Origin of the sequence: Streptomyces sp. NPDC052023 (genome assembly GCF_044548465.1) — a bacterium.
Classification (GTDB): domain Bacteria; phylum Actinomycetota; class Actinomycetes; order Streptomycetales; family Streptomycetaceae; genus Streptomyces.
The window spans coordinates 428,565-453,396 of record NZ_JBIUBW010000001.1 but is presented as its reverse complement, the minus strand read 5'-3'; the positions used below and the strand labels follow the sequence as shown (position 1 = coordinate 453,396).

Genomic DNA, 24,832 nt, shown 5'->3' with positions numbered 1-24,832 from the left:
GGATCCCCGGTGCGGTGATCAGCCGCTTGCCCCACGCTGACGGACGACCGAGACAGGAGGCGCTCGCCACGGTGGCAACGGCTATGGATCCGATCACGCAGGAGATCCTGCTGGACTGGTTCGTGGACCTGGAGACCCCCGAGGGGCTCAGGGCGGAACTCATCGAGGCGGACCTTGTCATCACTCCCGTGCCCGACGGGCACCATGAACACTGCATCAGCCGCATCGTGGGCCAGATGCACCGGCGATCCGGGGCGGAGATCCAGTTCTCCGGTAACAAGGGCCTGAGCTGCGGAACGCGGAAGGCCATCCGCAGGACCACGTCATCCCGGACGGCACGTTCGTCCCGCGAGAACTCCGCCTCTTCCGGGGCGCCGACCCCTGGATGCCCTGCGACGGCGTCGCCATGGTCCTGGAGGTCACGTCCACCAGGCCCGGGGCGGACCGCGAGACCAAGCGCCGCTGCTACGCCCGCGGCGGCATTCCCCTCTACCTCCTGGTCGACCGCGACGACTCCGCGATCACCCTGTTCAGCACACCGCAAAGGGGCGACTACCGGGAACACCTCACCCGCCCCCTTGGCAAACCCCTCACCCTCCCGGCACCCTTCGCCTTCGACCTGGAGACCGCGGACTTCCTCTGACCGCTCGCCCGGTACCATGGGCGACACGGCAGACGAGCCGGGCGGGCGGCCGCGTGGAGGTCCTTGTGGATCTCCCCGAGGAACGTCCGGGCTCCACAGGGCAGGGTGGTGGCTAACGGCCACCCGGGGTGACCCGCGGGACAGTGCCACAGAGAACAGACCGCCGGGGACCTCGGTCCTCGGTAAGGGTGAAACGGTGGTGTAAGAGACCACCAGTGCCCAGGGTGACCTGGGCAGCTAGGTAAACCCCACCCGGAGCAAGGTCAAAAGGAACGCTGTAAAAAGCGCTCTGCGCGGACGTTCGAGGGCTGCCCGCCCGAGTCCGCGGGTAGACCGCACGAGGCCGGTGGCAACACCGGTCCTAGATGGATGGCCGTCACCGGGGGCTCCGCGAGGAACCCCCGGAACAGAACCCGGCGTACAGCCCGACTCGTCTGCCGCTACCTGCGGCTTTGTCCCTCGGGCAGCGCTGAAAGTCCCTGAAAAGTCCCAGGAGAACAGGCGCAGGGGATTCCCGTGAGTTGCGACGAGGCCGGGGTTCGACGAGTTGAGTGGACCGTAGGTGGCCTACAGGCCGGTGATGGGCTGCCATGTTCAGACGCCCGGCACCCGGCGCTCGCCGCAGTGCCGCGCGCCGGGCGGGGCGCCTGCTTCTTCTCCTTCGAGCCCGCCTCAGCGCGTACGGACGCGGAGCAACACCCCGTGGATCACCTCGACGGCGCCCAGCGCGATGAGCCAGACACCGGTCAGCAGGGTGAGCGCGGCGATGGAGCCGAGCGGCGAGACGATCAGGACGACTCCGGCCAGCACGCTGACGACGCCGGAGAAGATCTGCCAGCCGCGGGCGGGTACCCCGCGGTCGGAGATCGCCACGGAGATCTGCATCACGCCCCGCATCAGCCAGCCGATGCCGATCCACAGCGCGAGCAGCAGGACCGACTGCGCGGGCCCACGGAAGCACAGCAGGCCGAGCAGCACCCCGAGCGCGCCGCTGATCACTCCCAGGGCCCGCAGATATCCCGGGACATGGGGTGCGAAGGCACCGGCGAGCTGGAACACCCCGCCGGCGAGCAGGGCCACGCCGAACAGTGCGCCCGCGACCGCCAGGCTCGGTCCCGGCCAGGCCAGCACCAGCACGCCCACCGTGATGGCCGCGGCACCGCCGGTCACCAGCAACTGCCAGCCTGCCCGGGTCCACCCGGCCGTGACATCGTCGGTGGATACGGTCGCCGTTGTGTCCATCGTTCCTCCTCGGCCTCCTCTCGGTCCGGGGTCAGCGGGCGGTGGCCCGTGCGGCGGTGGTGATCAGGGCGGTGACCGCGTCCGGGTGGCTCACCATCACCGCGTGCGAGCTGTTCACCTCGACCGTGCGCGAGCCCGCGCGGCGCGCTTCGAAACGCTCCAGGTCGGGGGCTATCGCCTTGTCCTGAGCGGCGACCAGGGCCCAGGAGGGGATCGTCCGCCAGGCCGCGGCCTGCGGGACGTCCGTGAACGACGAAGCGCTCAGCGGGCGCTGGGTCGCCGCCATCACCGACGTCGTCCGGCGGGGCAGGTCCGCTGCGAACACCGAGCGGAACTTGTCGGGCTTGATGGTGAGTTCCAGACCCTGGCTGCCGTCGGCGTTGCTGAACGGCAGCGTGTTCAGCGCGGGTTGCAGCTCCGACCCGGGGAACTTGGCGGCCAGCTCGCCGAGAACCTCGCCCTTGTCGGGCATGAACGCCGCCACGTACACCAGCGCCTTGACGTTCGGCATCCCCGCGGCGGCACTGCTGATCACCGCACCCCCGTAGGAGTGGCCGACCAGCACCACCGGGCCGTCGAGGTTGCGCAGGACCCCCGCGAGATACGCCGAGTCCGTCGGCAGACCGCGCAGCGGGTTGGCGACCGCGACGACCGGATACCCACGCCACTGCAGCCGCTGCACCACGCCGCCCCAGCCCGAGCTGTCCGCGAACGCGCCGTGCACCAGGACCACGGTGGGCTTGGGCGCGGACTTCTCCGACTTCGCGGACTGTGCGGACTGCGCTGTCCCGTCCGTCTCGCCGGCCGAGGCCATCGGCGTCAGCAAGGCCGCGAACACGACTCCTGTCGCGGCGAGCGCGGCCAGTCCCCGGGCCGTGGTGAGGTGACGGACTCTCGTATCCTTCATGTGCTCTCCCGGAATTCCGTCGGCCGATTTCGGCCGGTCTGCTTTCCAAGGGAGAGGCTATTCTGCTGCCGGGTGGTCGACTTGACCGCCCGCGCATCCGTGGAATTCCGAGAATGCACATCTCCGGGGCGGTTCAGAACACCCCGGGACGGCCCCGGAAATAACGGATCAGTCCACCACTTCCTTTCGCATGACCATCAACTGCTCGATGTATCCCTCGTAGTCGGCGGCCTTCTGCTGGAATTGCCGAAGCGTCGAGGAATGCGTGGCGATCATGAACCGCTCGTCGTGCAGCGCCTCGACCACGGTGTCGGCGAGTTCCTCGACGGTGATCGCGTTGTGCAGCAGATACGGCGCGTCGTCCAGAATCGGCGTGCGCACACCCTCCGGGCAGAGCACCGAAACCCGGATGCCCCGATCGGCATAGGCGAAGGCGAGCCATTCGGCCAGACCGACACACGCGTGTTTGGTCGCCGCATATCCGGGATTGCCGAGTTCGGTCAGCAGACCCGCCGCGGAAGCGGTGTTGAGCAGATAGCCCTGACCGCGTTCCAGCATATGCGGCAGCACATGGCGGGCGGCCCACAGCTGGCTGTTGAAATTGACGTTCACAATGGCGTCCCAGAGCGACTGGTCCGACATCGGGTCCATGTGCGGGGCGAAACCGGCGTTCGAGCAGAAGAGGTCGATCCGGCCCTCACGACCGAGCACGCACTCGACCAGCGCCTTGACCTCCGCCTCCGTCCCGACGTCCGCCGGGACGAAGCGCGCGCCGATCCGCTCGGCCTGCTCCGTCCCGGCCTCCACCGCGATGTCGGAGGCGACGACGGTCGCGCCCTCCGCGACGAACCGGGCGGCCAGACCCAGCCCGATGCCGCTCGCCGCGCCGGTGACGACGACCACCTTGTCCTTGAGCTCCATCGTCGTACTGTCTCCCGGCCGCGCTCTAGTGGAAGCGCTGGACGAAGGCCAGGGCGGTGTCGGCGACCTCACGCCAGCCGTTGTCGATGGTCAGCGCGTGGCCCCGGTCGGGGATCTCGGTGATCTCCGTTACGGCGTGCTCGTTGCGCATCTGCTTCTTGTACGAGGCGTTGGCGATCGCCCACGGCACGGTGTTGTCCTTCTCGCCGGAGATCAGCAGCAGCGGACCGCGCTCGGCGTTGGTGCTGTCGACCTTCACCTCGCTCCACGGGTTGAGGTTCGCGACCGCCGCCTGGAACAGCGGCTCGCCCGGGGCCGGAACGGCGAAGGTCTCGTACAGCTCCCGGGCCTCCTCCTCGCTCACCGCGTTGGCGAAGGAGTAGCGGAACTGCTCGTAGGTGAGCGGCACGGCCCGGTGGAAGTTGGCCGGGTTGCCGAGCACGGGGCGGGCGGCGCGCAGCGAGGACACCGGCAGCGGCAGCACGCCCTGGAAGGGGGCGGGGTCGATCGCCACCGACGCCGCCGACAGGCCGCGTCCGGCGAGTATCTGCGTGATCAGGCCGCCGAAGGAGTGGCCGACGACGGCCGGCTTGCGCTCCAGCTTGCCGATGAGCCCGGCGAAGTGGTCGGCGACCTCCGCGACGCCCTTCCCGGCGAAGACCTCGGGGTGCGCGTTGGCCTCCTCGACGGTCTCCGGGTCGTCCGGCCAGCCGGGGGCGATCGGCGCATAGCCGGCCTCCGCGAAGACCGCGGCCCAGCGGTCCCAGCTGCTGGGCAGCAGCCACAGACCGTGGACGAAGACGACCGGCGGCCGACCGGACGCATTGGCCTGTTCGATCAGCTCGGCGTCGTGTGCAGCGGACACGGGGATCACCTCTCGATCAACGAAATACGGGCTCCCAGAATCACCGTGCGCGGGCGCCGGAAACAGCGCCCGGCGGCAGGTGTGCCCGTTCGGAACAGCGCTGGGCGCTGAGAAGCAGAACGTGGGCAGCAAATCGTTCGGCGACCGTGGCGGGGGCTGCTTGCTGGGCATGCACACCCATGTGCTGACCGCGAACCACACCCGCCGCGGATCGATGACGCGCCGTCGGGTGAGCCCACAGCAACGGGCTGTCCGGGGCCACGCTCGCGAGTTTCCCCGAGGTGTTCCGCGAGCGCACGGCCGCGCGCGGACCTGCTGGGCCTGGTCCGGGACAGAGCCCCGCCCGTCTGTGCGTCGTCGGTATCCGGATGTGCGCTCACGGGCAACCCGGCACCGGGCCGCATCCCCGAGGGTGGGCTCACTGCAAGCAGGCGGCCCCCCGGGGTCGGGACACGCCACAGGCCTTCGGGCCTGCTATTCCAAGGGAGTTGCCCATGGATGTCACGGTCAACGGAACCACGCACCAGGTCGCGAGCGGACCGGAGGCCACAGCGGTCCAGCTTCTGCGCGAGACCCTGGATCTGACGGGGACGAAGCTGGTCTGCGGGCAGGGCGTGTGCGGGGCGTGCACCGTGCAGGTCGACGGTGTTCCCAGGGTGTCGTGCCTGACCCCGGCGGCCGCACTTGAGGGCACGTCCGTCACCACGGTGGAGGGGCTGGGGGGCAAGCACCCGGTGCAACGGGCGTTCGCCGCGCACGACGCCCTGCAGTGCGGGTACTGCACGCCCGGGTTCGTCATGGAGGCGTCGGCCTTCGTGGACCGGTGGCGGGCCGAGCACGGCGACGTAGCCCCGTCTAGGGCCGAGATCGCCGCCGCACTGGCGGGGCACCTGTGCCGCTGCGGTGCCTACGAGGGGATCTACCGCGCGGTCGCCGCGGCCTGCACCGGAGCCCACGACGGCGATGAGGTTCCGCCGGCCCGCGTGGAGGCCATGGAGAAGGTCACCGGTGCCGCGCGGTACACGACAGACGTCCGCCCGGAGGGCCTCCTCGAAGGTGTCATCATCCGCTCCCGGCACGCACACGCCCGCGTCACGTCCGTGACCGGCGGCGGTCGGCAACTGGCCGACCTGCTGCCCGAGGGCCGTATCGTCCGCTATGCCGGCCAGCCGATCGCCGCCGTCGCCGCCGAGACCCTCGACGCGGCCCTGGCCGCCGCCGAACAGGTCCAGGTGGTCTACGAGATCCTGCCGGCCGTCATCGACGTGAGCCACGCCGAGCAACCCGACAGCCCGGTCGTCTACCCCACCAAACGGGAGTCGAGGAACGCGCCGAGCTCCGCCGAGGGGCCGTTGATACCGGCCGGATGGGACGGCAACATACGCGGCCCGGTGCAGCTGCACTGGCGCGGCGGGACCGCCCAGCGGCGGATCGAGCAGGCCCGCACGCAGGGGGAGCAACGACGGCTGGTCGAGGCCACGTTCACGACCGAACCGCAGACCCACACGGCACTGGAACCACACGCCGCGCTGGCCTCGTGGGACGGCGACGGCGGCCTGCGGCTGTGGGTGTCCACCCAGAACATCATGGTGATCGCCGAACGGGCGGCCGAGCACTTCGGGCTTCGGCCGCAGCAGGTGGAAGTCCACGCGGTGCACGTGGGAGGCGGATTCGGCTCCAAGCTCACCATCAGCATCGAGACCATCGCCGCGGCCGAACTCGCCCGCCTCTACGCCGCCCCGGTCCGGGTCGTACTGAGCCGGGCCGAGGAGCTCACCGACGGCGGCCACCGGCCCGGCACCCGCTCCGAGATCGCCATGCTCACTGACGAGGAGGGCAACCTGGCCGCCCTGACGCTCGACGTCCACGGCGACGGCGGCGTCTCCGTCGGATCCGGGGTGGCGGCCCTGGCGAAGTTCATCTACGGACACGCCCCCAGGCGGCTGCGGGACTACGACATCGTCACCAACCGCCCGCCCGGCACCCCGTTCCGCGCGCCCGGCGGACCGCCGCTGGCCTGGGTGCTGGAGCAGACCATCGACGAGACGGCCCACCGCATCGGAGAGGACCCCATCGCGCTGCGCCAACGCTGGGACGGCAATGCCAGGCGCCAGGCCCTGTACGAGGTGGCGGCCGCTCTTCCGCTGTGGACCGATCGGCCCGCCACTGGTTCCCAGACCGGCCGGTTCCGGCGCGGCGTGGGCGTCGCCGCCGCCAACTGGGTGTACTTCGTCGATCCCGGCAGCCAGGTCGAGCTGACCGTCGAGGACGGTGTCGTCGTCGCCCGCTCGGCCACCCAGGACATCGGACAGGGCTCCCGGTCCGTGATCGCCGGAGTCGTCGCCGCCGAACTCGGCCTGCCCCCCGAGCGGGTGCGCGTCGACATAGGGCGCACCACCACCGTCCACGGACCCGGCTCCGGCGGCAGCCGCACCACGACCTCGGTCGCGCCCGCCGCCCGCGACGCCGCCGCCCGTCTGCGCTCCGCCCTCATGGCGGGGGCCCCGGCCGGACCCGGCGGCACGGGCTCGGTGGAGCGCCTGCTCCCCGGCGCCGACGGCCTCCGCGTGGTCGGGAAGCGGCCACGGGACCGCCACGGCTACATCACTCCCGCCGTCGACCACGTGGCCCTCGGCCGGGGATTCACCGGATCCGTCCATGTCACTGAGGTCGAGGTCGACACCCGCCTCGGAAAGACCAGGGTCACGCGCGTGTGGGGCGGCATCGCCGCCGGCCGGATCTACCAGCCCGCCCTGGCCCGCAGCCAGTGCCAGGGCGGCATCATCCAGGGCATCGGCTACGCCCTGTACGAGGAGCGAGTCGCCGACCCGGTCACCGGTGTCGTACTGAGCGACAACCTCGAGGACTACCGCATCCCCGGCATCGGGGACATCCCCGAGATAGAGATCCACTTCCACGAGGAGGGCTTCGAGCACGTCGACGGCGGCGGCGTGGGCCTGGCCGAGATCTCCGGACTGCCCGTCGCCGCGTCCATCGGCAACGCGGTGCACGCCGCCACCGGCCGGCGCCCTCTTCATCTGCCGATCCGCCCGGACCGCCTCCTGGAAGGACTGCGCCCGTGAACCAGCCCAGCACCCTCGACGAGGCCGCGGCCCTCGTACTCGACCACGGCGGCGAACTGCGCGCCGGAGGCACGGACACCACCGCCCGCCGGCGCGGCGGAGTCACACGCGGCGGCTCGGTCCTGATCCCCCTGCTGCCCGCCCTGCACGGCATCACCCGCCAGGACGACGGGACCACGCGGATAGGCGCGCTGACCGGTGTCGCCGAGCTCTCCGAGGACCCCGGCCTGCGGGCCGACTACCCGGCCCTGACCATGACCTCGGGCGCCCTGGCGACACCGCAGATCCGCACCGCCGGGACGCTGGGCGGCAACCTCCTCCAGCACAACCGCTGTGTGTACTACCGCAATCCGCACTTCAGCTGCCACCGCGACGGCGGCGACGGCTGCCCCGCCCGCACCGGCGTCCACCTGCACGCCGCGGTGATCGACCAGGGCCCCTGCGTCGCCCCGCACCCCTCGTCGATCGCGATCGCCCTGCTCGCCTACGACGCCGTGATCGACGTACACGCACAGGGCCTGATGCCGGTCGCCGATCTGTACGGCGACGGATCCGACCCCACGCGTGACCATCTGCTCGGCCCCGAGCAGATCCTCACCGCCGTCACCCTGCCCGCTCCGCTCGCCGGCGAACTGGCCGCGTACAACAGGGCGATCAGCCGGGCCAAGGCGGAATGGCCGCTCGTCGAGGCGGTGGCCAGGGTGGCGGTGTCCGACGGCATCGTCACCTCGGTCGCGGTCGCGGTGGGCGGCGTCGCCCACACCCCCCTGCGGCTGCCCGAGGTGGAGGACGCACTGCTCGGCCGCGAGCCGACCCCGGACCGCCTCCTCACCGCCGCGAGCGCGGCCATGGCCCGCTGTGCTCCGTTGCCGCAGACCCGCTTCAAGGTGGAACTGCTCCGCGACACCGTCCTCGATGTGCTCGAAACGGCGACCCGCGCCGAGCACCTCTGACACCCGCTCAGAACCGACCTGGGAAAGACGGACTCCGCCGATGCACGACATCGCCGAGCAACTGCGGGCCTGGCGAGCCGCAGGCCAAGGCTTCGCCGTGGCCACCGTGGTCGCGGTCTCCGGCAGCGCCCCCCGCCCGCCCGGTGCCGCCCTGGCGGTCAACACGGAGGGCGAGGCCGTGGGCAGCGTCTCCGGAGGCTGTGTGGAGGCGGCCGTGTACGAACTGTGTCTCGAGGTGATCCGCACCGGACAACCTGTGCGCCAGCGCTTCGGATACAGCGACGAGGACGCCTTCGCCGCAGCCCTGACCTGCGGCGGCGTCATCGACGTCCTCGTCCGGCCGGTACCGCCGGAAGAAGAGCCGGCCTTCGACGCCGCGCTGGCCGCCCTCACCGGTGACGAGCCCGTGGCGGTCCTGCGGGTCATCGAGGCGCCGGCCCCCCTGCTGGACGCGACGCTCACGGTTCACCCCGACCGCCACTTCGGGGCGCTGCCCTTCGGACCCGGGGAAGACCCGCGGCGTCACGGTCTCCAACGCACCGCGGTGGCACAGGCCCGCGCCCTGCTCGAAGCGGGCAGGACGGGGGTGTTCTCACTCGCGCCGGACGGCCGGTCCTGCGATCCGCACTCCGGGCAGGCCGTCACCTTCTTCGTCGAATCCCATACGCCGCCTCCGCGGATGCTCGTCTTCGGCGCCATCGACTTCGCCGGCGCCCTCGCCCGACAAGGCGGATTCCTGGGCTACCGGGTGACGATCTGCGACGCCCGGCCCGTCTTCGCCACCAAGGCCCGCTTCCCGCACGCCGACGAGGTCGTCGTCAGCTGGCCGCACCACTACCTCGACCGCGAGATCGCCGCCGGCACGCTGGACGGCCGCACGGCGATCTGCGTCCTCACCCACGACCCCAAGTTCGACATCCCGCTCCTGGAGCGTGCCCTGCGGACACCGGTGGGCTACATCGGGGCCATGGGCTCGCGGCGTACCCACCACGACCGCCTCACCAGGCTGCGCGAGGCCGGACTCGGCCAGGCCGAACTCGGCAGACTCCGTTCCCCCATCGGCCTCGACCTGGGTGCCCGCACCCCCGAGGAGACCGCCGTCGCCATCGTGGCCGAGATCGTCGCGCGCAACCGCGGGGGCGACTGCCTGCCGCTCACCGACGGCGACGGCCCCATTCACCGGTGACTCAACCGCCGTCCGGCAGTCAACTGACCGATTCTCCCTGAGCGGCCCGGCCATACGTTCCTGTCGTGCCACCTCCCCGCACATCCGGAAGGACCACCATGCCCGCCCACGCCTCCCGTACCCGACCGCCCCTCATCGCCGCCGTGGCGGCCGCCGCCGCGGCCGGACTCGTCGCCCTGGCCATCGCGCCCGGGGCCCTGGCCGAGGAGACCACGCAGTCCGCCGGGTCCTCGCCCAAGCCCACAGTGGTCCTGGTGCACGGCGCCTTCGCCGACGCGTCCGGCTGGGGCGGCGTCGCCAAGCGGCTCCAGGACGACGGCTACACCGTGATCGCGCCGGCCAACCCCCTGCGCGGGCTGCCGCAGGACGCCACGTACGTCTCCAGTGTGCTGGCCAACATCGACGGCCCGGTCGTCCTCGTGGGCCACTCCTACGGCGGCGCCGTGATCACCCAGGCCGCGGCCGGGAACCCGAACATCAAGGCCCTCGTGTACATCGCCGCGATGATGCCCGACAACGGCGAGAACCTGGCCGCCCTCACGTCGAAGTTCTCCGACGCCCAGCTGCGGCCCGCGCTGCGGCCGGCGCCGTTCAGCAACGCCGACGGGACGAGCGGCTACGAACTGACCATCGACCCCGTCCAGTTCCGGGCCGTCTTCGCGGCCGACGTACCGTCCACCCAGGCCCGGATCATGGCCGCCTCGCAGCGCCCGATCAGCGCCTCCGCCTTCGGTGACTCCGCCACCGCAGCGGCCTGGCGGGACATCCCGTCCTGGGCGCTCGTCGCAAAGCAGGACAAGACGCTGGGCGCGCAGCTGGAGCGCTTCGAAGCCGAGCGTGCCGGCTCCCACACCGTCGAGATCGACAGCTCGCACGTCCCGATGGTCTCCCACCCCGGCGCCGTGACCAGCCTGATCGAGAGCGCCGCCCGCTCGACGTCCTCCTGAGCCACACCCCCTCCCGACACGCCCCGGCAGTCGCACCTGCTGCCGGGGCGCGTTCGTGTCTCCGCACGGCCGGGGCCTGCCGGTTGGGTAGCGCGGTGCAGTCATCCGACCGATCCGGGCACGGACAGCCGGGCGCACCATCGGTGTATGAACGACCACGATCCCCTGACGCCCGACACGACACCGCTCCCGACCGGGGGGAAGCCTCCGAAGGTGGTCGTCGTGCCCCTGCTGGCCGTGTGGAAGTGGCAGTCCCTGGCCGCCTGCCGCGACATGGACACCTCGGTCTTCTTCTCGCCGCCCGGCGAACGCGGCAGCGCCCGCCGGCACCGGGAGAGCACCGCACGAGCGGTGTGCGCGGCCTGCCCGGTCCGTACGCAGTGCGCCCGCTTCGCCGTCGCCTGCGGCCAGCGCTACGGGGTGTGGGGCGGACTCACCGAGGCCGACCGCCGCTCCCTCGCCCCCACCGACCCGGTCGGTCGGCCGGTGGCGCGGACTCCCGGAGGAAGCGGCGAACGCAGCTCAAGGACGCCATAAGTCAACTGACCTACGTCATGCCCCTGCCGCGTCCGAAGAATGGTGTGCATGACGACAGCGCAGCCGCTCATGGGCCGCGACCCCGAGCTCGCCGAACTGAGGCGCCTCTTTGACGAGGCCGCCGCCGGGCGCGGATCCTCACTGGTTGTGCGGGGCGAGGCCGGAATGGGCAAGACCGCACTGCTGGACGCCCTCCGGCGGGAAGCCGTGGCACGAGACGCCTTGATCATCACAGCAGCCGGCGTCGAGTCGGAGTGCGAGCTGGCGTACGCGGTCCTGCACCAGGCCCTGCACCCGCTCCTCGACCGGACGGCCGGGCTTCCGGAACTGCAACGCCTCGCCCTTCGGCGCGCGTTCGGTCAGGAGGACGGACCGGCCGACCTGTACACCGTCGCGCTGGCGGCGCTTGAGCTGATCACCGACGCGGCGGTCGACAGGACGGTCGTCGCCCTCTTCGACGACGTGCACTGGATCGACACCCCGTCCGCCGACGTGCTCGCCTTCATCGGGCGGCGGATCGGCGGAGAGCGGGTCTTCGCGATGGGCACCACGAGGACCGTGAGCCTCACCGACCCGCTGCGCCGCACCGGCCTGCCCGAGCTCTATCTGCGGCCGCTGGACGCCGAGTCCGCCGCAGCCCTGCTCGACTCGACCGCACCGACGCTCGCGGCACCGGTACGGGACCGGCTGCTCGCCGAGGCCGCGGGAAGTCCGCTGGCCCTGGTCGAGCTGCCGCGCGTGTGGGACGGCTCGGCCGTGGACCAGGAGATGATGCCGCTCACGACCCGTCTGGAGACGGCGTTCGCGGCCCGCACGGCACAACTCGGCGATGCGGCCCGGGTGCTGCTGACAGTGCTCGCCGCCGACGTCACCTGTGACACGGGGCGCCTGCTCGCCGCCGCGAGCACCGTCGCCCGGCGCGAGGTCGGGACGCCCGAGCTGCAGGAAGCCCTCGACGCCGACCTCGTCGAACTCGCCCGTACCGGGCTGAGGTTCCTTCACCCGCTGATGCGCTCCGCCATCTACTCCCGCGCCCCGCTGACGGTCCGGCTCGACGCCCACACCGCCCTGGCCGACCAGCTCACCGACCTTCCCGACCGCGAGCTGTGGCACCGTGCCTCGGCCGTGCTGGGCACCGACGAGGACATGGCCGTACGGCTGGAGGCCTATGCCACCCGGTGCCGTTCGCGGGGCGCGCTGATGTCCGCTGTCACCGGTCTGCGCCGGGCCGCGGACCTCGCCGAGAGCGGCACCCGCCGCACCTCGCTGCTGCTCCACGCCGCCGAGCTGGCCTGCGAGGTCGGGCGGCGCAGCGATGCCGCCGACCTTGCCGCGCAGGCTGACACCCGGCTGCTGGGGCCGGTCGAGTCGGGCCGGCTGGCGGCAGTGCAGGAGGTCGTCGCGCCCGGCCTCCTGGGTGATGTCAGACGGATCCGGGCGCTGGTCGAGCAGTCCGGCGACGCCCGGGAGGCCGGTGACACCACCCTCGCCGTGCACCTGCTGTGGCGGGCCGCCTCGCGCTGCTGGTGGGCCTGTGCGGCACCGGACGTACGGCAGGCCGTGGCCGACGCGGTGCCCGCCATCGGACTCGACCCGGACGACCCGCGCCGCCTCGGGATCCTCGCCTTCGCGCAGCCCGAGGTGCACGGCCGCGAGGTGCTGACCCGTACGGCCGGCATCGCTCCCGAGCGGGCGCGCGGGCCGATGACACACTTCCTGTCCAGCGCCGCCGTGATCCTCGGCGACTACCACCGGGCATCCGGATACGTCCGCGCCGCGGCCGCCGCCTGCCGGGACTCCGGACAACTCGCGCTGCTCGCCCGCGTGCTGGGCGCCGGGAACTGGGGCCGGATCTGGACGGGCGAGTGGGACCTGGTGCGCACCGAGGCTAAGGAGGCCGCTCGGCTGGCGGAGGAGACGGGCGACTCGTTCTGGGTGCTCTCCGCCAACGCCGACCTGGCGATGCTGGCCGCCCAGCGTGGGGAGAGCGCCGAGGCGGAGGCCGTGGCGCTGGAGGGACTGGCGAGCCCGCTGCTGAAGGGAGTCGGGTTCATGCACTGCGCGCTGCAGCACGCCCGAGGCGTGGCGGCGTTGTCCGCGGGACGGTACGAGGAGGCGTTCGCGCTGCTGCGCCGCCTCTACGAGCCGTCCGATCCCGCCTTCCACGACATGCGCTGGCACGCGGCACCCGACCTCGCGGACGCCGCGCGCCACCTCGGCCGCCAGGACGAGGCCCAGGTGATCCTCGGCGGTCTGGAAGAGATGGCGCAGCGCCTCCCCTCGCCGATGCTGCGCATGTGCCGGGCCTACGTCCGCGCGGTCCTCGCCCCCGACGACACAGCCGAGCAGCTGTTCAAGGACGCCCTCGCGGAGGACGTGCCGCCCTGGCCGCCCTACCACGGCAGGCTCCTCCTCGCCGAGGGCGTCTGGCTACGGCGCCGGCACCGGGCCGCCCGGGCACGGGAGTCGCTGCGGGCGGCCCGGGACCGCTTCGACGCCCTGGGCGCCCGGCACTGGAGCGAGCGGGCCCGCCAGGAGCTGCGGGCCGCCGGTGAGCGCAGCGGGAGCTCCACGCGGCCGGTACGGGAGACGCTCAGCGCGCAGGAACTGCAGATCGCGAACCTGGCGGCCGAGGGGCTCACCAACCGGCAGATCGCGGACCGCCTCTTCCTGTCGCACCGCACCGTGGGCTCGCACCTGTACCGGATCTTCCCGAAACTCGGGATCACCACGCGAGCCCAGCTGGGCGCCGCCCTCGGCACCGTCCTCGTGGGGGCCTCCGCTTCGGGCAGGCCCTGAACAGGGGCTCCACCGGCTCTCTGCAGAACCGTTACGCCTATTACACTCACGCCAGTCTTTCTGTGGCACAGCCCCGCCCCCCATGAACGCGCTCTTGCACGGCGGGCCGTTCGGGTGCCGTCCGCAGCGCCGGATGTGAGGGGCAGGGATGGCTGAGGCGACGGGTGCGCGGCTGGTCGGCCGTAGTTCCGAGCAGGAGATCTTGGCGGAGGCGCTGACATCGTCCGCCGGCACCGCGGTGCTGGTGCGCGGAGCGGCGGGAATCGGCAAGACCGCGCTGCTGGACTGGGCGGCCGAGCAGGGGGACCGCCAGGGCGCGCGGGTGCTTCGGGTGACGGGCGTCGAGACGGAGTCGGAGCACGCGTTCGCGGCACTGCACCAGCTGACTTGGCCGCTGATGCCGCTCGCCGACGAACTGACGGCCGCCCAACGCGGCGCGCTGGAGCGGGTGCTGGGCATGGCGGACGCCGCACCGCCGAGCGCGTCCGTCGTGTCCGTCGCTGTACTGACGCTGCTTGAGTCGGCGGCGGCCCGGGAGCCGCTGCTGCTGATCGTGGACGACCTGCACTGGGTCGACGCGTCGAGCGCCGGAGTCTTCGCGTTCGTCCAGCGCCGGCTCGGCCCGGCGCCGATCACCATGGTCGGCGCCGCGCGGCCGGACGGGACGCGGGTGGACACCGCGGGGGCGCGGGTGCTGAACCTGCCGCCGCTGGACGAGGAGCAGGCTCTTGAGCTGCTGGCGGAGCGTCGCCCGGAGCTCTCCACGCCGGGCCGGCGGCAGGTCGTGGAGCATTCGGCGGGCTATCCGCTCGCCCTGGTCGAACTGCCGCCCGATCTGTTCAAGGAGAGCGGGAGTGGCCGTCCGGTGGGCGGCATCCCCCTCGCCGAACGCCTGGAGCGGACGTTCGGGCGTCAGCTGCGGCAGCTGACGCCCGGGGCACGGCGGGTGCTGCTGCTGACCGTGCTCGCCGGTGCGGGTGCCCATGCTGCCGACCTGGTGCACAGCGCGGCCGAGGTCGCCGGGACGCCGGTGACCGCGGAAGACCGGGACGTTGTCGCGGGCAGCGGACTCGCCGCACCGGACCCCGTGACCGCCGCGCTGACCTTCCGCCATCCGCTGGTCCGCGAGGCGCTGCTGAACAGCACACCACGGGCCGAACTGCGCCAGGCGCACGCGGCCCTGTCCGCCGCCCTCCCCGAGGACGACCCGCGCCACGTCATGCATCTGGCCGCCGCCACGCTCCCCCCGGACGACACGGTCGCGGCCCTCCTCGACGAGGCCGCGATGCGCATCATGCGCCGCCAAGGTGCGGCGGAGGCCGCCGTGATGCTGGCCCGGGCCGCAGAGCTGGGAACCGATCCGGCCGCGCGCAACCGGCGCCTGACCGACGCCGCCGTCGCGGCTACGCGCGGCGGACGTCCGGAACTCGCCGAGCGGCTCATCGGCCTGGTCGAACGGGACGAACTGAGCCCGGCACACGAGGTCCTGTACGCCTACACGCTCTCCTACCTGCGCGCGCTGCTGCACGCCGACTACTCCATCACCATGCAGCTCTTCCCGAAGGCCCTGCGCGAGTTGGGCGAGGCGGGGAACGCGCCGTGGGCGGCGGCGATCCGGGAGATCTTCCTCTACAAGGCGATCTTCTCCGCCACGTACACCGGCTGCAGGCACCTGTGGACCGACATCGAGCCGGTCCTGGAGTGGGGGTCCGAACAGCTCAGGCTCTGCGCCGACCTGTGGCGCGACCCGGCCCGCGGCGCACACGACGGCGCCCGGCGCTTCGCCGACCTGGTCGCCGCTCTGGAGTCCGAGCCGGAAGGGGAGGCGATCTGGCCGCTGCTGTGGTCCGCGGTCGCGATCGACGCGTTCGGGGACTACGACGGGCTGTGGCAGCGCATCGCCGCGAAGGCCCCGGACGCGACGCTGGCCTTCCTCGGGCTGTGCACGGCCCACGACGATGTCCTGCGCGGCCACTGGGACCGCTGCCTGCGGATCAGCCAGGAGGGCGCGGCCGAGGCCGGCGAGCGCGCCAATCTCCTGAACAGCCTCGCCTTCCTCGTCATCACCGGCTACGTACACGCCGGCCGTGGTGACGCCGCCGCCCTGGAGGAACTCGGCCGCTCCCTCGGCCCCTACAGCCGGGGCGCAGCGCCGCTGTTCGTGGAGCACCAGCTGGGCGCCGCGCGGGCGCTGTGCCGGCTGAGCCTCGGGGACTACGAGGGGGCCTATCATCTGGCCGCGGCCATCACCCCGCCCGGGGAGTTTCCGCCCGAGGCGGTCCAGTTCCAGTACGTCTTCCTCACCCTGGTCGAGTCCGCCGTGCACATCGGCCTGATCGACCAGGCCCGCCTGCATGTCCGGGCCGGTGAGGACACGGGCATCGCCACCATCTCCCAACACCACGCCTTCGTCCTGGCCGCCGCCCGCGCGTTCACGGCCGATGACGCCGAGGTGGGCGCGGCATGCGAGGCGGCCTACGCCGTCCCCGGCAGCGAGAAGTGGCCCTTCGAGCTGGCCCGGGTCCGCCTGGCGCACGGCACCTGGCTGCGCCGCGGCCGCAGCCGCCAGGAGGCCAGGGAACAGCTCCTTCAGGCGCACGCCGCCTTCACCCGGCTCAAGGCGGAGCCATGGATCCGCCGGGCCGCCGAGGAACTGCGCGCCGGTGGCTACGACATCGCCGATGAACCGGCGTCGGCGCCGCAGACGCCGGCGACGCAGGGCCCGGCGGCCCTCACCGCGCAGGAGCGGCGGATCGCCGAACTCGCCGCGAAGGGGCTGACGAACAAGGAGATCGGTGCGCGGCTGCGGCTCTCGCCGCGCACCGTGGGCGCCCATCTGTACAAGATCTTCCCCAAGCTGGGGGTCACCTCACGCGGGGGCCTGGCCGACGCCCTCCGCAAACCAGCGTGAACCGTCGACGGAACTTCTCAGGCTCGCCGGCGCAGGGCGTCGGCGAGCGCCGCCCGGGACGCCACACCGAGCTTGGGGAAGATCTTGTAGAGGTGCGAGCCAACCGTGCGCGGTGACAGTTGCAGCCTCGCGGCTATCTGTTTGTTCGACAGGCCCTTCGCGGCGAGCTCCGCTATGCGGCGCTCCTGCGCCGTCAGAGACTCGGTCTCGGCGGGTGGCACCGGCTCCTCAGCCAGGGTGTATCCGGCGGCCCGCAGTTCCTCCGTGGTCCTGCGGATCCATGGCTCGGCCTTGAGCCCGCGGTAGACGATCAGGGCGGCCATCAGCTGGTCCCGTGCCTCGCTGCGACTCTGCCGCCGGCGCAGCCAGGTGCCGTGCGCCAGGCGGACCCGGGCCAGCTCGAAGGGCCACTTCTCGCTGCCGGGGACGGCGTACGCCGCCTCGCACGCCGCGCCGACTTCGTCCTCTTCAGCGCTCAGCGCCGCGGCGGCGGCCAGGACGAAGGCGTGGTGCTCGGAGATCGTGCCGATGTCCGCCGCCACCCCCGCCGCGACGTGACGGCGGGCCTCGGCGACCCGTCCGGAGTGCATCGCCGCGTCGACCAGGATGAGAAAGACCCGCTGGAACTGCTCTGCCGTACACGGGAATTCACCGGGTGCGGTGATCGAACTCGCCAGCGCGTACGCCGTCTCGTAGTCGCCGTGGCCCAAGGCGCACAGGGCCTTCGCGGTGTGCCACTGGTTGGCGGCGAAAACCGGGGCGTCGTCACGCCAGGGGCCGAGTGCGTCCTCGACGGCGGCCAGCGCGGCGGTGTCGCCCCGGCCGCCGTGCACATACGCGCTCGTCACGGTGAAGGACCGCAGGCTGAGCAGATTGCCATGCTCCTGGCTGCGCGCCACGCCTTCCGCTGCCGTCGCCAGGGCTCGGTCCCAGCGGCCGCGCAGGTTGTCGTCATCGACCGCCAGCGTGTCGATGTACGCGGTCGTGAAGTTGGGGGACCGGTCCCTGATCCTCCGCCACAACGCCTCGTGCTCGCCGAAGGAGTCGACGGCAGACGCGCACCACAGCAGCAGCCACGCCTTCTGCACCTCCTCGTCCGGGGTGAGCGAGGCGACGAACTCCGCGAAACGTCGGGCACCGTGGTGCGCCGTGCGTGCCGGGTCGCGGGACAGGTCGCCGCACAGCCTGGGCAGTTCGTAGGCCCGCTTCAGCTCGGCGTCCGTCTCCTCCCAGAGCGTGATGGTGCCGGTGTAGACGGCGACGAAGATCAGTTTGAACTGGAGCAGTTCCCGGACGGGCTCCATCGCCGGCTGGTCGGCCAGCGCGCGCAGCGTCTGCAGGGCCTGCGGATACAGCCGCAACGGGATCGAGAAATCCGCGTACAGCTTCTCGTGGACGTAGGACAGCGTGAAGATGAAGACCGCCTGGTGCGGCGGGCTCAGCCGGTCGCGGTCGATGGCGTGCAGCAATTGCTCGGCGAGTTCCGCGCGCCCTCCCCGGGCCGCCGCGGCGGCCGCGTCGGTGAGCCGGCGCGCCCGCGCGTCCGGGTCGGTGCCCAGCTCCGCGGCACGGGCCAGCATCAAGGCGGCCTCGGCGTCACCGCCGCGGCGCAGGGTCCGCTCGGCCCCGGCGTCGAGCAGCGCGGCGACCTCGTCGTCGGGTGCCTGCGCGGCGGCGGCCAGATGCGTGAGGTGACGCGCGTCGTCGCTGGGGATCGTCCGCGCCAGCACGGCGTGCACGCGGCGCAGCACGGCCGGCCCGACGGTGTTGATCAGGGCGGCGCGCACCAGCGGGTGCCGGAAGGCCAGCGAGCCGGTCACCGGATCCGGTGCGGCGAGCCCGCTTCCGGCCACCAGGTCCAGGTCGTCGGAGGTCACCGCGGCACTGGAGACCGCGGAGGCCGCCGAGAGCAGGTCCGGTGTGCGCAGGCCCGCACCGGCGAGGGCCGCCACGAGCAGGATCTGGCGTGCCCCGGGCGCCAGGTCCCGCAGCTGGCTGCCGAAGGCGCGCTCCAGCCGGTCGGCCAGCGCACCGTCCAGCGCCCCGGTCGTCCCGTCGACGCCCCGGGGCCGCGAGGGGAGTTCGACCAGGGCCAGCGGGTAGCCGGACGAGTCCGCGAGCACCTGCCGGCGTGCCTCCGGTGACAGGTCGGGGCGGCGTTCGTCGAGCAGCGCCAGCGCCTTGTCGTCGTCCAGCGGCGACAGATCGAGTACCTGGGCGCCGCTGGTGTCGACGCGGGAGCCGTCGGCCCGCATGGCGCCGACGATCGCGACCGGGATCTGCCGCACCCTGAGCTGGACGAACGCCAGCACGGCGGCACTCGACGGGTCCACCCAGTGCAGATCGTCCAGGACCAGCAGCAGCGGCTGCCGGCTGCCGGCCAGCTCCATCAGCCGGAATACGGCGGCGGACAGGATGAACCCGGTGGGCGGAGCGTTCTCGGTGATCCCGAGCGCACATTCCAGGGCGGCCCGCTGGGTGGCGGTCAGTTCCTGCGCGAACGGCATCAGCGGCCACAGCGCCTGGTGCAGCGCGGCGAAGGCGTGCCGGGACTCCGTCTCGGATCCGGTGACCCGAAGCACCCGCAGACCGTCGAGCTCCCCGCGGGCCGCCGCCCAGTCCAGCAGTGCCGTCTTCCCGATGCCCGCCCCGCCGCGCAGCAGCACCGCCGAGCCGAGGTCCGGTACCGAAGCCAGGGCCTCGGCGAGGATCTCCTGCTCGGCATTGCGCCCGACCAACTGTGGAACCGCGATACCGGACACCACCGTGTGCCTCCCCAGCCCTGGCCCGCCCCGACACCCCGTTCGACCGGGTTCGCGGCCATCGTAACGTTGCGTCCCCTGCAATGAGCCAGTCGAGGCGGGGGTCAGTCCCCGATGACAGCGTCAGCCCCTGGGGGCGGAGGCGTGCAGCGCCATGTGCAAGGTGTCGGTGGTCTGGATGAGGGCGGCGCGGGCCGCGTCGGTGGTCCGCAGCGAGTCGAGGACCATGAAGCCGTGCGGGGCGCCGTGATAGCGCACGCACGTCGCGCTGCCCCCGGCGGCGCGCAGTCCCGCCGCGTACGCCTCGCCCCCGTCCCGCAGCACGTCGGCCTCGGCGGTGACGATCAGGGCCCGCGGGAGCCCGGCGAGCTGCCCGGACGTGGCCCGCAGCGGCGAGGCTGTGATCTCGGCCCGCTGGGCGTGGTCCACGGTGTACAGGTCCCAGAACCGGCGCATCGCGTCTCTGCCGAGGACGTAGCCGTCGGCGAACTCGTCGTAGGAAGGGGTGTCCTGGGCCGCGTCGGTGACCGGGCAGAGCAGCACCTGGCAGAGCGGGCGGACGGCGCCGCGCTGCCGGGCCAGCAGGGTGAGGGCGGCGGCCAGGTTCCCCCCGGCGCCGTCGCCGGCGACCGCCAGCCGGGTGCCGTCCAGGGCCGCCGCACTGCCCTCGGCGGTGATCCACTCCGCCACCCCGTAAGCCTGCAGGAGAGCGACCGGATAGCGGGCCTCGGGCGGCCGGGCGTATTCGGGGAACACCACGGCCGCGTCCGCGCCGAGGGCGAGCTGGCGGACCAGACGGTCGTGGGTGCGGGCGTCGCCGAAACCCCATCCCGGTCCGTGCAGATAGAGGATCACGGGCAGTCGCTCCTCCCGGCTGCCGACGGGCCGGACCACCCGTACCCGGACCGGCGCGACGGGCCCCACCGCGAGGGTCAGCCACTCGTCCTCGGTCTCCGGGTCGTCGACCGGATTCTCCTGCAGCTCCGCGAAGGCATTGCGCGCCGCAGCCGGGTCCGGCCCCCAGGGCAGACCGCCGTTCCCGAGCGTGCTGAGGAAATCCCGCGCCGATGGCTCCAGTACGGGCTTCGGCGGTGTTGCATCCTCGGGCACGGATTCTCCTCGAAGCACGTAAGGGCGCGTACGTGACGCCGTCCGTGACCCCACACCGTAGTGCCTGCCGGCAGCCGGCCCGCCGCGGCGCCGCGAGCGGTGCACGGGCAGGACATCGCCCGTGCCGGTGCGGGCAAGGCGGCGCCTCGCAGCTGCGCAAACGTGGCGCGGGGCGACTGCACCGCGCTTCGTCGGTCAGATGACTTACCTCACGGTTCACGCGAAGGCCGACGCTGAATGAGTAGCCGCCGGCCGACCTGATCGGAGCGCCCGATGAGCCTGATCGCGAGTACCGACGCCGTTCCGGACGCGGAGAAGCTCTCGTACTGGAACCAACTCGTCACCCGTGCCTTCGTGCCGGTGAACGTCACGGCCCTGAGCGGCGCTCCGTTCCACGGCCGGATCGCGACCGACAGCCTGGGCTGTCTGCGGCTGTCGACCGTGGAGGCCGATCCCGAGCGGGTCGTCCGCAGCCGGCGCCTGATCGACCGCGAGGGCGGACAGGGCGGCTCCGTGATGATCACTCAGCAGGTGGCCGGTACGGCGGTGATCGAGCAGGACGACCGGCAGGCCCGGCTCACGCCCGGCAGCCTGGTGGTCTGCGACACCGCGCGCCCGTATCTGCTGGACAGCGCCGACCGGTCCACCCGGCGCGTCTTCCAGCTGCCCCGGCGCGCACTGCACGTGGCGCAGGACGACCTGGACGTCATCACCGCCACCGAGCTGCGCAGCGACTCCGGTGTGGGGGCGCTGCTCCCGCCGTTCCTGGCCTCGCTGGCCCGGACGGCCCCGCAGTGCGCGAAGGGCGTCGGCGAACTGCTGGCGGGGAACGTGGCGGACCTCCTGACGACGCTCGTTGCGGAGCGCACGGAGCCCCGGCACGCCGACCCGGACAGCGCGCGCCGGGCCCTGGCCCAGCGGATCCGGCACTTCATCGACCAGAACCTGGGAGACAGCGAACTCGCGCCCGAGGCGATCGCCGCGGCCCACCACATCTCGGTGCGCTACCTGCACAAGATCTTCGCGCGGGACGGCACGACCGTCGGCCGCTGGATCCAGCGCCGTCGGCTGGAGGAGTGCAGCCGGGAGCTGGCCCGCCGGGGGAGCGTGAGCCCCACCGTGTCGGCGGTGGCGATGCGCTGGGGGTTCGTCAACCCCGCCCATTTCAGCCGGTCCTTCCGTGCCGCGTACGGCATGTCCCCGAGCGAGTGGCGTGCGCTGCGGGCGCCTCAGGAGAGCTGCGTCTGAGACACCGGGGCTGCTGAGCCTGCCGTACCCCGGCCGCCGGGGTACGGCAGGCTCAGCAGCTCCTCAGGAGCGGACCAGCGGGGTGTCGACCAGATGCTCCGCGAGGAACCAGGCCTGCAGTTCGCCGGTGCGGATGATCTGGGAGACCAGCAGGTCGTTGGTGCCGTCGTCGCCGAGCTCGGCGGTACGGGCGGCGGCGTCATGGGCCTGCGTCAGGATCGTCTCGTGGGCTTCGAGCAGCCGCGACAGCATCGCCGGGACTCCCTCCACACCGTCCGGCGGGCGCGGGATCGAGGTGATCTCGGCGACGTGCCGGGGATCGCCCACTGCGACGCCGCCCAGGGTCTGGACCCGCTCGGCGAGGGTGTCGACCAGCTCCAGCTGTTCCCCGGCGTGCTTGTCCAGCAGCAGATGCAGCTGATAGAAGGTCGCACCCCGCATGATCCAGTGGTGCTTCTTGTAGAGGCCGTAGAGGATCTGGGTGTCCGCCAGCATCTGGTTCAGGCGCTGGCAGGAGTACATGCGCGCCTCGTAGGACAGCGCGACGGGGAACTGCTTGACGGTTCCGAACTCCTGGATGACGGGGCCCTTCTGATGCAGCCACGGCTGGCTGCCGGTGGCCTGGGAGCTGATGGTCATGACGTACCTCCGGGGATGACGTGCGGTGAATCAGGACGGCGGCCGGGTCCAGGCGGCGTCGGTGCGGGACAGCAGGTGCGTCGCCACGGACGTGAGCGCCAGGAGCAGCAGGGCGAGGCCCAGCGTGAGGACGAGATGGCCGTGCAGGACGAGCGCGGCTCCGGCGAGGGCGCCGAGCAGCATGGCCAGTACGGACAGGATCCGGCGGCCGGGCCTCGGCGCCGCGCCGCCCGCCGAGGTGGAGTCCGCTGCCAGCCCCGTGAGGGTCAGCGTCAGGACGGTCGTGGTGAGGTCGGGGACACCGAGCCGCCTGGCGACCGCGTTCTGCAGTCCCATCGCCAGCCCCAGGAGCACGATCAGCGCGTAGAGGACGGCGGTGGTGACCCGGCCGCCGGTGACCGCGGCAGCGGCTGAGGCGACGGCGACCAGGAGCGTCTCCACGGCCGTGGCCGTCCGCAGCAGGCGTCCGCGGTGCGCCGCGAGACGTGTACCGAGCCTCCCGCCGGCCAGCGCACCGAGGAGGAACGCCGCCAGCGCGGCGACAGAGGCGAGCGCGGACAGGCTCTCGGCGCCCGCCAGCGCGAAGCCGAGGAAGACCACGTTGCCGGTCATGTTGGCGACGAAGACATGCTCAAGGGACAGATAGCTCACGGCGTCGACCAGACCGGTGACCACGGTCAGCGTCAGCAGCAGTGGTGGCAGCGGGCCGTGGCGGTCCCCTCGGGGCGGCACGAGGGTGTGGAACGCGTCAGTCAGCAGCCTGCGCATGGCGTTTCCCTTCCGACGCGGCGGGCGCACGGTGCAGCACGAGGCGGGTCAGCAGCCCGCTGACGGGGCCGACCGCGATCGCGGCTCCGGACACCCACAGCGGCCACGGGTCGAGCCCCAGCGCGTGGTCGAGGGACCACCGGCCGGGCCCGGTCAGGGCCAGCGCCGCACACCCGGCAACGAGGACCAGCGGGTACTCGTAGCCGTCGTTCTGCACCCACAGGCCCTTGGGCCACTTGACCGTGGCGGCGACCGTCATCACGCCCATGGCGGCCATCGCGGCCAGGGGCGTGAGCAGGCCGACCGCCAGGAACAGGCCGGAACCGATCTGGCTGGCTCCCGCGGTGAGAGCCGTGAGCCGGCCGCCGCGGAATCCGTCGCGGCGGAACTCCTCGGTCCCGCCCGCCACACCGTTGCCTCCGAGTCGGAAGCTCACTTTCTGCACTCCGTGTCCGGCGATGAGCAGCCCCACCACCAGCCGGAGGACCAACAGTCCAGCGTCCATCGTGTTCCAGCCTGTTCGCGGTCGTCGCGTGCCGTGAGGGTCAGCCTGCGGCGTGGGCGCCGATGACGGTCTGCGCGTAGACGATGCCGAGGCCGTAGGCGCCGCCGTTCTCCATCACCACGCCGGTCACCGCTTCGTACGTCTCGCCGCGGGCCCAGTCGCGCTGGAGCTCCAGGAGCACCTGCACCCAGGTGACCGGGACGGCCCCGGCCTGGACCATGCGCTGGATCGCGTGCTCGTGGGCCTGCGGGCTGACACCACCGGACGCGTCGGTGACGACGTAGACCTCGTAGCCCTGCGCGAGGGCGGAGAGCACGGGCAGGACGACGCAGACCTCGGTCCACAGGCCGGCGATGACGAGTTTCTCGCGGCCGGTTGCCTTGACGGCGTCGACGAAGGCGACGTCCTCCCAGGCGTTCATCGTGGTGCGGTCGATGATCTTCTGCTCGGGGAGGACGTCCGGGAGCTGGGGCATGATCGGGCCGGAGAAGGACTCGGCGGCGACGGTGCTCAGCACGACCGGCACGTCGAACACCTTGGCGGCCTTCGCCAGGCCCACGGTCGCGTTGATGATCGCGGTCCGGTCACCGCTGCCGGCGCCGAAGAACATCTGCGGCTGATGGTCGACGAACAGCACCGCGCAGTTGTCCGGGGTGAGCAGGTCGGGGCTGGGGGCGGGGGTGACCTCAGCGATGTTGACCATGGTGGGAGCCTTTCTGGGCAGGGACGGCGCGGACCGCTGTCCGGGCCGTGGGGCGAGGGGTGGTGCCGTCCGGCGGATGGAGCCGGTGGCTGGTGTCCCGGAA

At 72.3% G+C, this 24,832-nt stretch carries 18 protein-coding genes, 1 other RNA gene and 1 pseudogene; 10 read left to right on the top strand and 10 right to left on the bottom strand.

Annotation, left to right across the window (positions count from 1 at the left end; genetic code table 11):
• Nucleotides 1-83: 83 nt before the first annotated feature.
• Nucleotides 84-643, top strand: a pseudogene (locus ACIHCM_RS02075) (Uma2 family endonuclease).
• A 33-nt stretch (nucleotides 644-676) separates the two neighbouring features.
• Nucleotides 677-1,080, top strand: an RNA gene (gene rnpB, locus ACIHCM_RS02070) — RNase P RNA component class A.
• 235 nt (nucleotides 1,081-1,315) lie between these two features.
• On the opposite strand, the gene ACIHCM_RS02065 is transcribed toward rnpB, so the two are convergent.
• From ACIHCM_RS02065 to ACIHCM_RS02050, 4 genes are all read right to left on the bottom strand, one after another.
• Entirely contained in the window at nucleotides 1,316-1,885 is a 570-nt protein-coding gene (locus ACIHCM_RS02065) for an HdeD family acid-resistance protein (RefSeq protein ID WP_399887815.1), read from the bottom strand.
• Between the two features lie 31 nt (nucleotides 1,886-1,916).
• A complete protein-coding gene (locus ACIHCM_RS02060) occupies nucleotides 1,917-2,792 on the bottom strand; it encodes an alpha/beta fold hydrolase (protein WP_399887813.1) in 876 nt (291 codons plus the stop codon).
• 168 nt (nucleotides 2,793-2,960) lie between these two features.
• Nucleotides 2,961-3,713, bottom strand: a complete 753-nt coding sequence (locus ACIHCM_RS02055) for an SDR family oxidoreductase (RefSeq protein WP_399887811.1) — start codon at nucleotides 3,711-3,713, stop codon at nucleotides 2,961-2,963.
• Between the two features lie 25 nt (nucleotides 3,714-3,738).
• Entirely contained in the window at nucleotides 3,739-4,578 is an 840-nt protein-coding gene (locus tag ACIHCM_RS02050; protein WP_399887808.1) for an alpha/beta hydrolase, read from the bottom strand.
• A 494-nt stretch (nucleotides 4,579-5,072) separates the two neighbouring features.
• On the opposite strand from ACIHCM_RS02050, the gene ACIHCM_RS02045 reads away from it, so the two are divergent.
• The 7 genes from ACIHCM_RS02045 (at nucleotide 5,073) to ACIHCM_RS02015 (ending at nucleotide 16,994) form a co-directional block, all read left to right on the top strand.
• Entirely contained in the window at nucleotides 5,073-7,661 is a 2,589-nt protein-coding gene (locus ACIHCM_RS02045; RefSeq protein WP_399887806.1) for a molybdopterin-dependent oxidoreductase, read from the top strand.
• Nucleotides 7,658-8,614 (top strand): FAD binding domain-containing protein, encoded by a 957-nt coding sequence (locus ACIHCM_RS02040; RefSeq protein ID WP_399887804.1) that lies wholly within the window; start codon nucleotides 7,658-7,660, stop codon nucleotides 8,612-8,614. The genes ACIHCM_RS02045 and ACIHCM_RS02040 overlap by 4 nt, the downstream gene beginning before the upstream one ends.
• A gap of 40 nt (nucleotides 8,615-8,654) precedes the next feature.
• Nucleotides 8,655-9,800 (top strand): XdhC family protein, encoded by a 1,146-nt coding sequence (locus ACIHCM_RS02035; RefSeq protein ID WP_399887802.1) that lies wholly within the window; start codon nucleotides 8,655-8,657, stop codon nucleotides 9,798-9,800.
• A 98-nt stretch (nucleotides 9,801-9,898) separates the two neighbouring features.
• Nucleotides 9,899-10,747: an alpha/beta fold hydrolase gene (locus ACIHCM_RS02030; RefSeq protein WP_399887800.1), complete on the top strand. Its 849-nt coding sequence runs from the start codon at nucleotides 9,899-9,901 to the stop codon at nucleotides 10,745-10,747.
• Between the two features lie 147 nt (nucleotides 10,748-10,894).
• Nucleotides 10,895-11,284, top strand: a complete 390-nt coding sequence (locus tag ACIHCM_RS02025) for a WhiB family transcriptional regulator (RefSeq protein WP_399887798.1) — start codon at nucleotides 10,895-10,897, stop codon at nucleotides 11,282-11,284.
• Between the two features lie 48 nt (nucleotides 11,285-11,332).
• On the top strand, nucleotides 11,333-14,083 hold the full coding sequence (locus ACIHCM_RS02020; protein WP_399887795.1) for an ATP-binding protein: 2,751 nt from the start codon (nucleotides 11,333-11,335) through the stop codon (nucleotides 14,081-14,083).
• A gap of 148 nt (nucleotides 14,084-14,231) precedes the next feature.
• Nucleotides 14,232-16,994: an ATP-binding protein gene (locus tag ACIHCM_RS02015; RefSeq protein WP_399887793.1), complete on the top strand. Its 2,763-nt coding sequence runs from the start codon at nucleotides 14,232-14,234 to the stop codon at nucleotides 16,992-16,994.
• 17 nt (nucleotides 16,995-17,011) lie between these two features.
• On the opposite strand, the gene ACIHCM_RS02010 is transcribed toward ACIHCM_RS02015, so the two are convergent.
• A complete protein-coding gene (locus ACIHCM_RS02010) occupies nucleotides 17,012-19,759 on the bottom strand; it encodes a LuxR C-terminal-related transcriptional regulator (protein WP_399887791.1) in 2,748 nt (915 codons plus the stop codon).
• A 120-nt stretch (nucleotides 19,760-19,879) separates the two neighbouring features.
• Entirely contained in the window at nucleotides 19,880-20,866 is a 987-nt protein-coding gene (locus ACIHCM_RS02005) for an alpha/beta hydrolase (protein WP_399887789.1), read from the bottom strand.
• A gap of 273 nt (nucleotides 20,867-21,139) precedes the next feature.
• On the opposite strand from ACIHCM_RS02005, the gene ACIHCM_RS02000 reads away from it, so the two are divergent.
• Nucleotides 21,140-22,114: a helix-turn-helix domain-containing protein gene (locus ACIHCM_RS02000; protein ID WP_399887787.1), complete on the top strand. Its 975-nt coding sequence runs from the start codon at nucleotides 21,140-21,142 to the stop codon at nucleotides 22,112-22,114.
• 63 nt (nucleotides 22,115-22,177) lie between these two features.
• Here ACIHCM_RS02000 and ACIHCM_RS01995 read toward each other — a convergent pair whose 3' ends face one another.
• The 4 genes from ACIHCM_RS01995 to ACIHCM_RS01980 are packed head-to-tail and all read right to left on the bottom strand — an operon-like array spanning nucleotide 22,178 to nucleotide 24,729.
• Nucleotides 22,178-22,753: a Dps family protein gene (locus tag ACIHCM_RS01995; protein ID WP_399887785.1), complete on the bottom strand. Its 576-nt coding sequence runs from the start codon at nucleotides 22,751-22,753 to the stop codon at nucleotides 22,178-22,180.
• 30 nt (nucleotides 22,754-22,783) lie between these two features.
• Entirely contained in the window at nucleotides 22,784-23,521 is a 738-nt protein-coding gene (locus tag ACIHCM_RS01990) for a YoaK family protein (RefSeq protein ID WP_399887783.1), read from the bottom strand.
• A complete protein-coding gene (locus ACIHCM_RS01985; RefSeq protein WP_399887781.1) occupies nucleotides 23,502-24,026 on the bottom strand; it encodes a DoxX family protein in 525 nt (174 codons plus the stop codon). Before ACIHCM_RS01985 ends, ACIHCM_RS01990 begins: the two co-directional genes overlap by 20 nt.
• Before the next feature lie 40 nt (nucleotides 24,027-24,066).
• The gene (locus tag ACIHCM_RS01980; protein ID WP_399887779.1) at nucleotides 24,067-24,729 is read right to left on the bottom strand and encodes a hydrolase; all 663 of its coding nucleotides are present in this window, start codon (nucleotides 24,727-24,729) and stop codon (nucleotides 24,067-24,069) included.
• Between the last annotated feature and the right edge of the window lie 103 nt (nucleotides 24,730-24,832).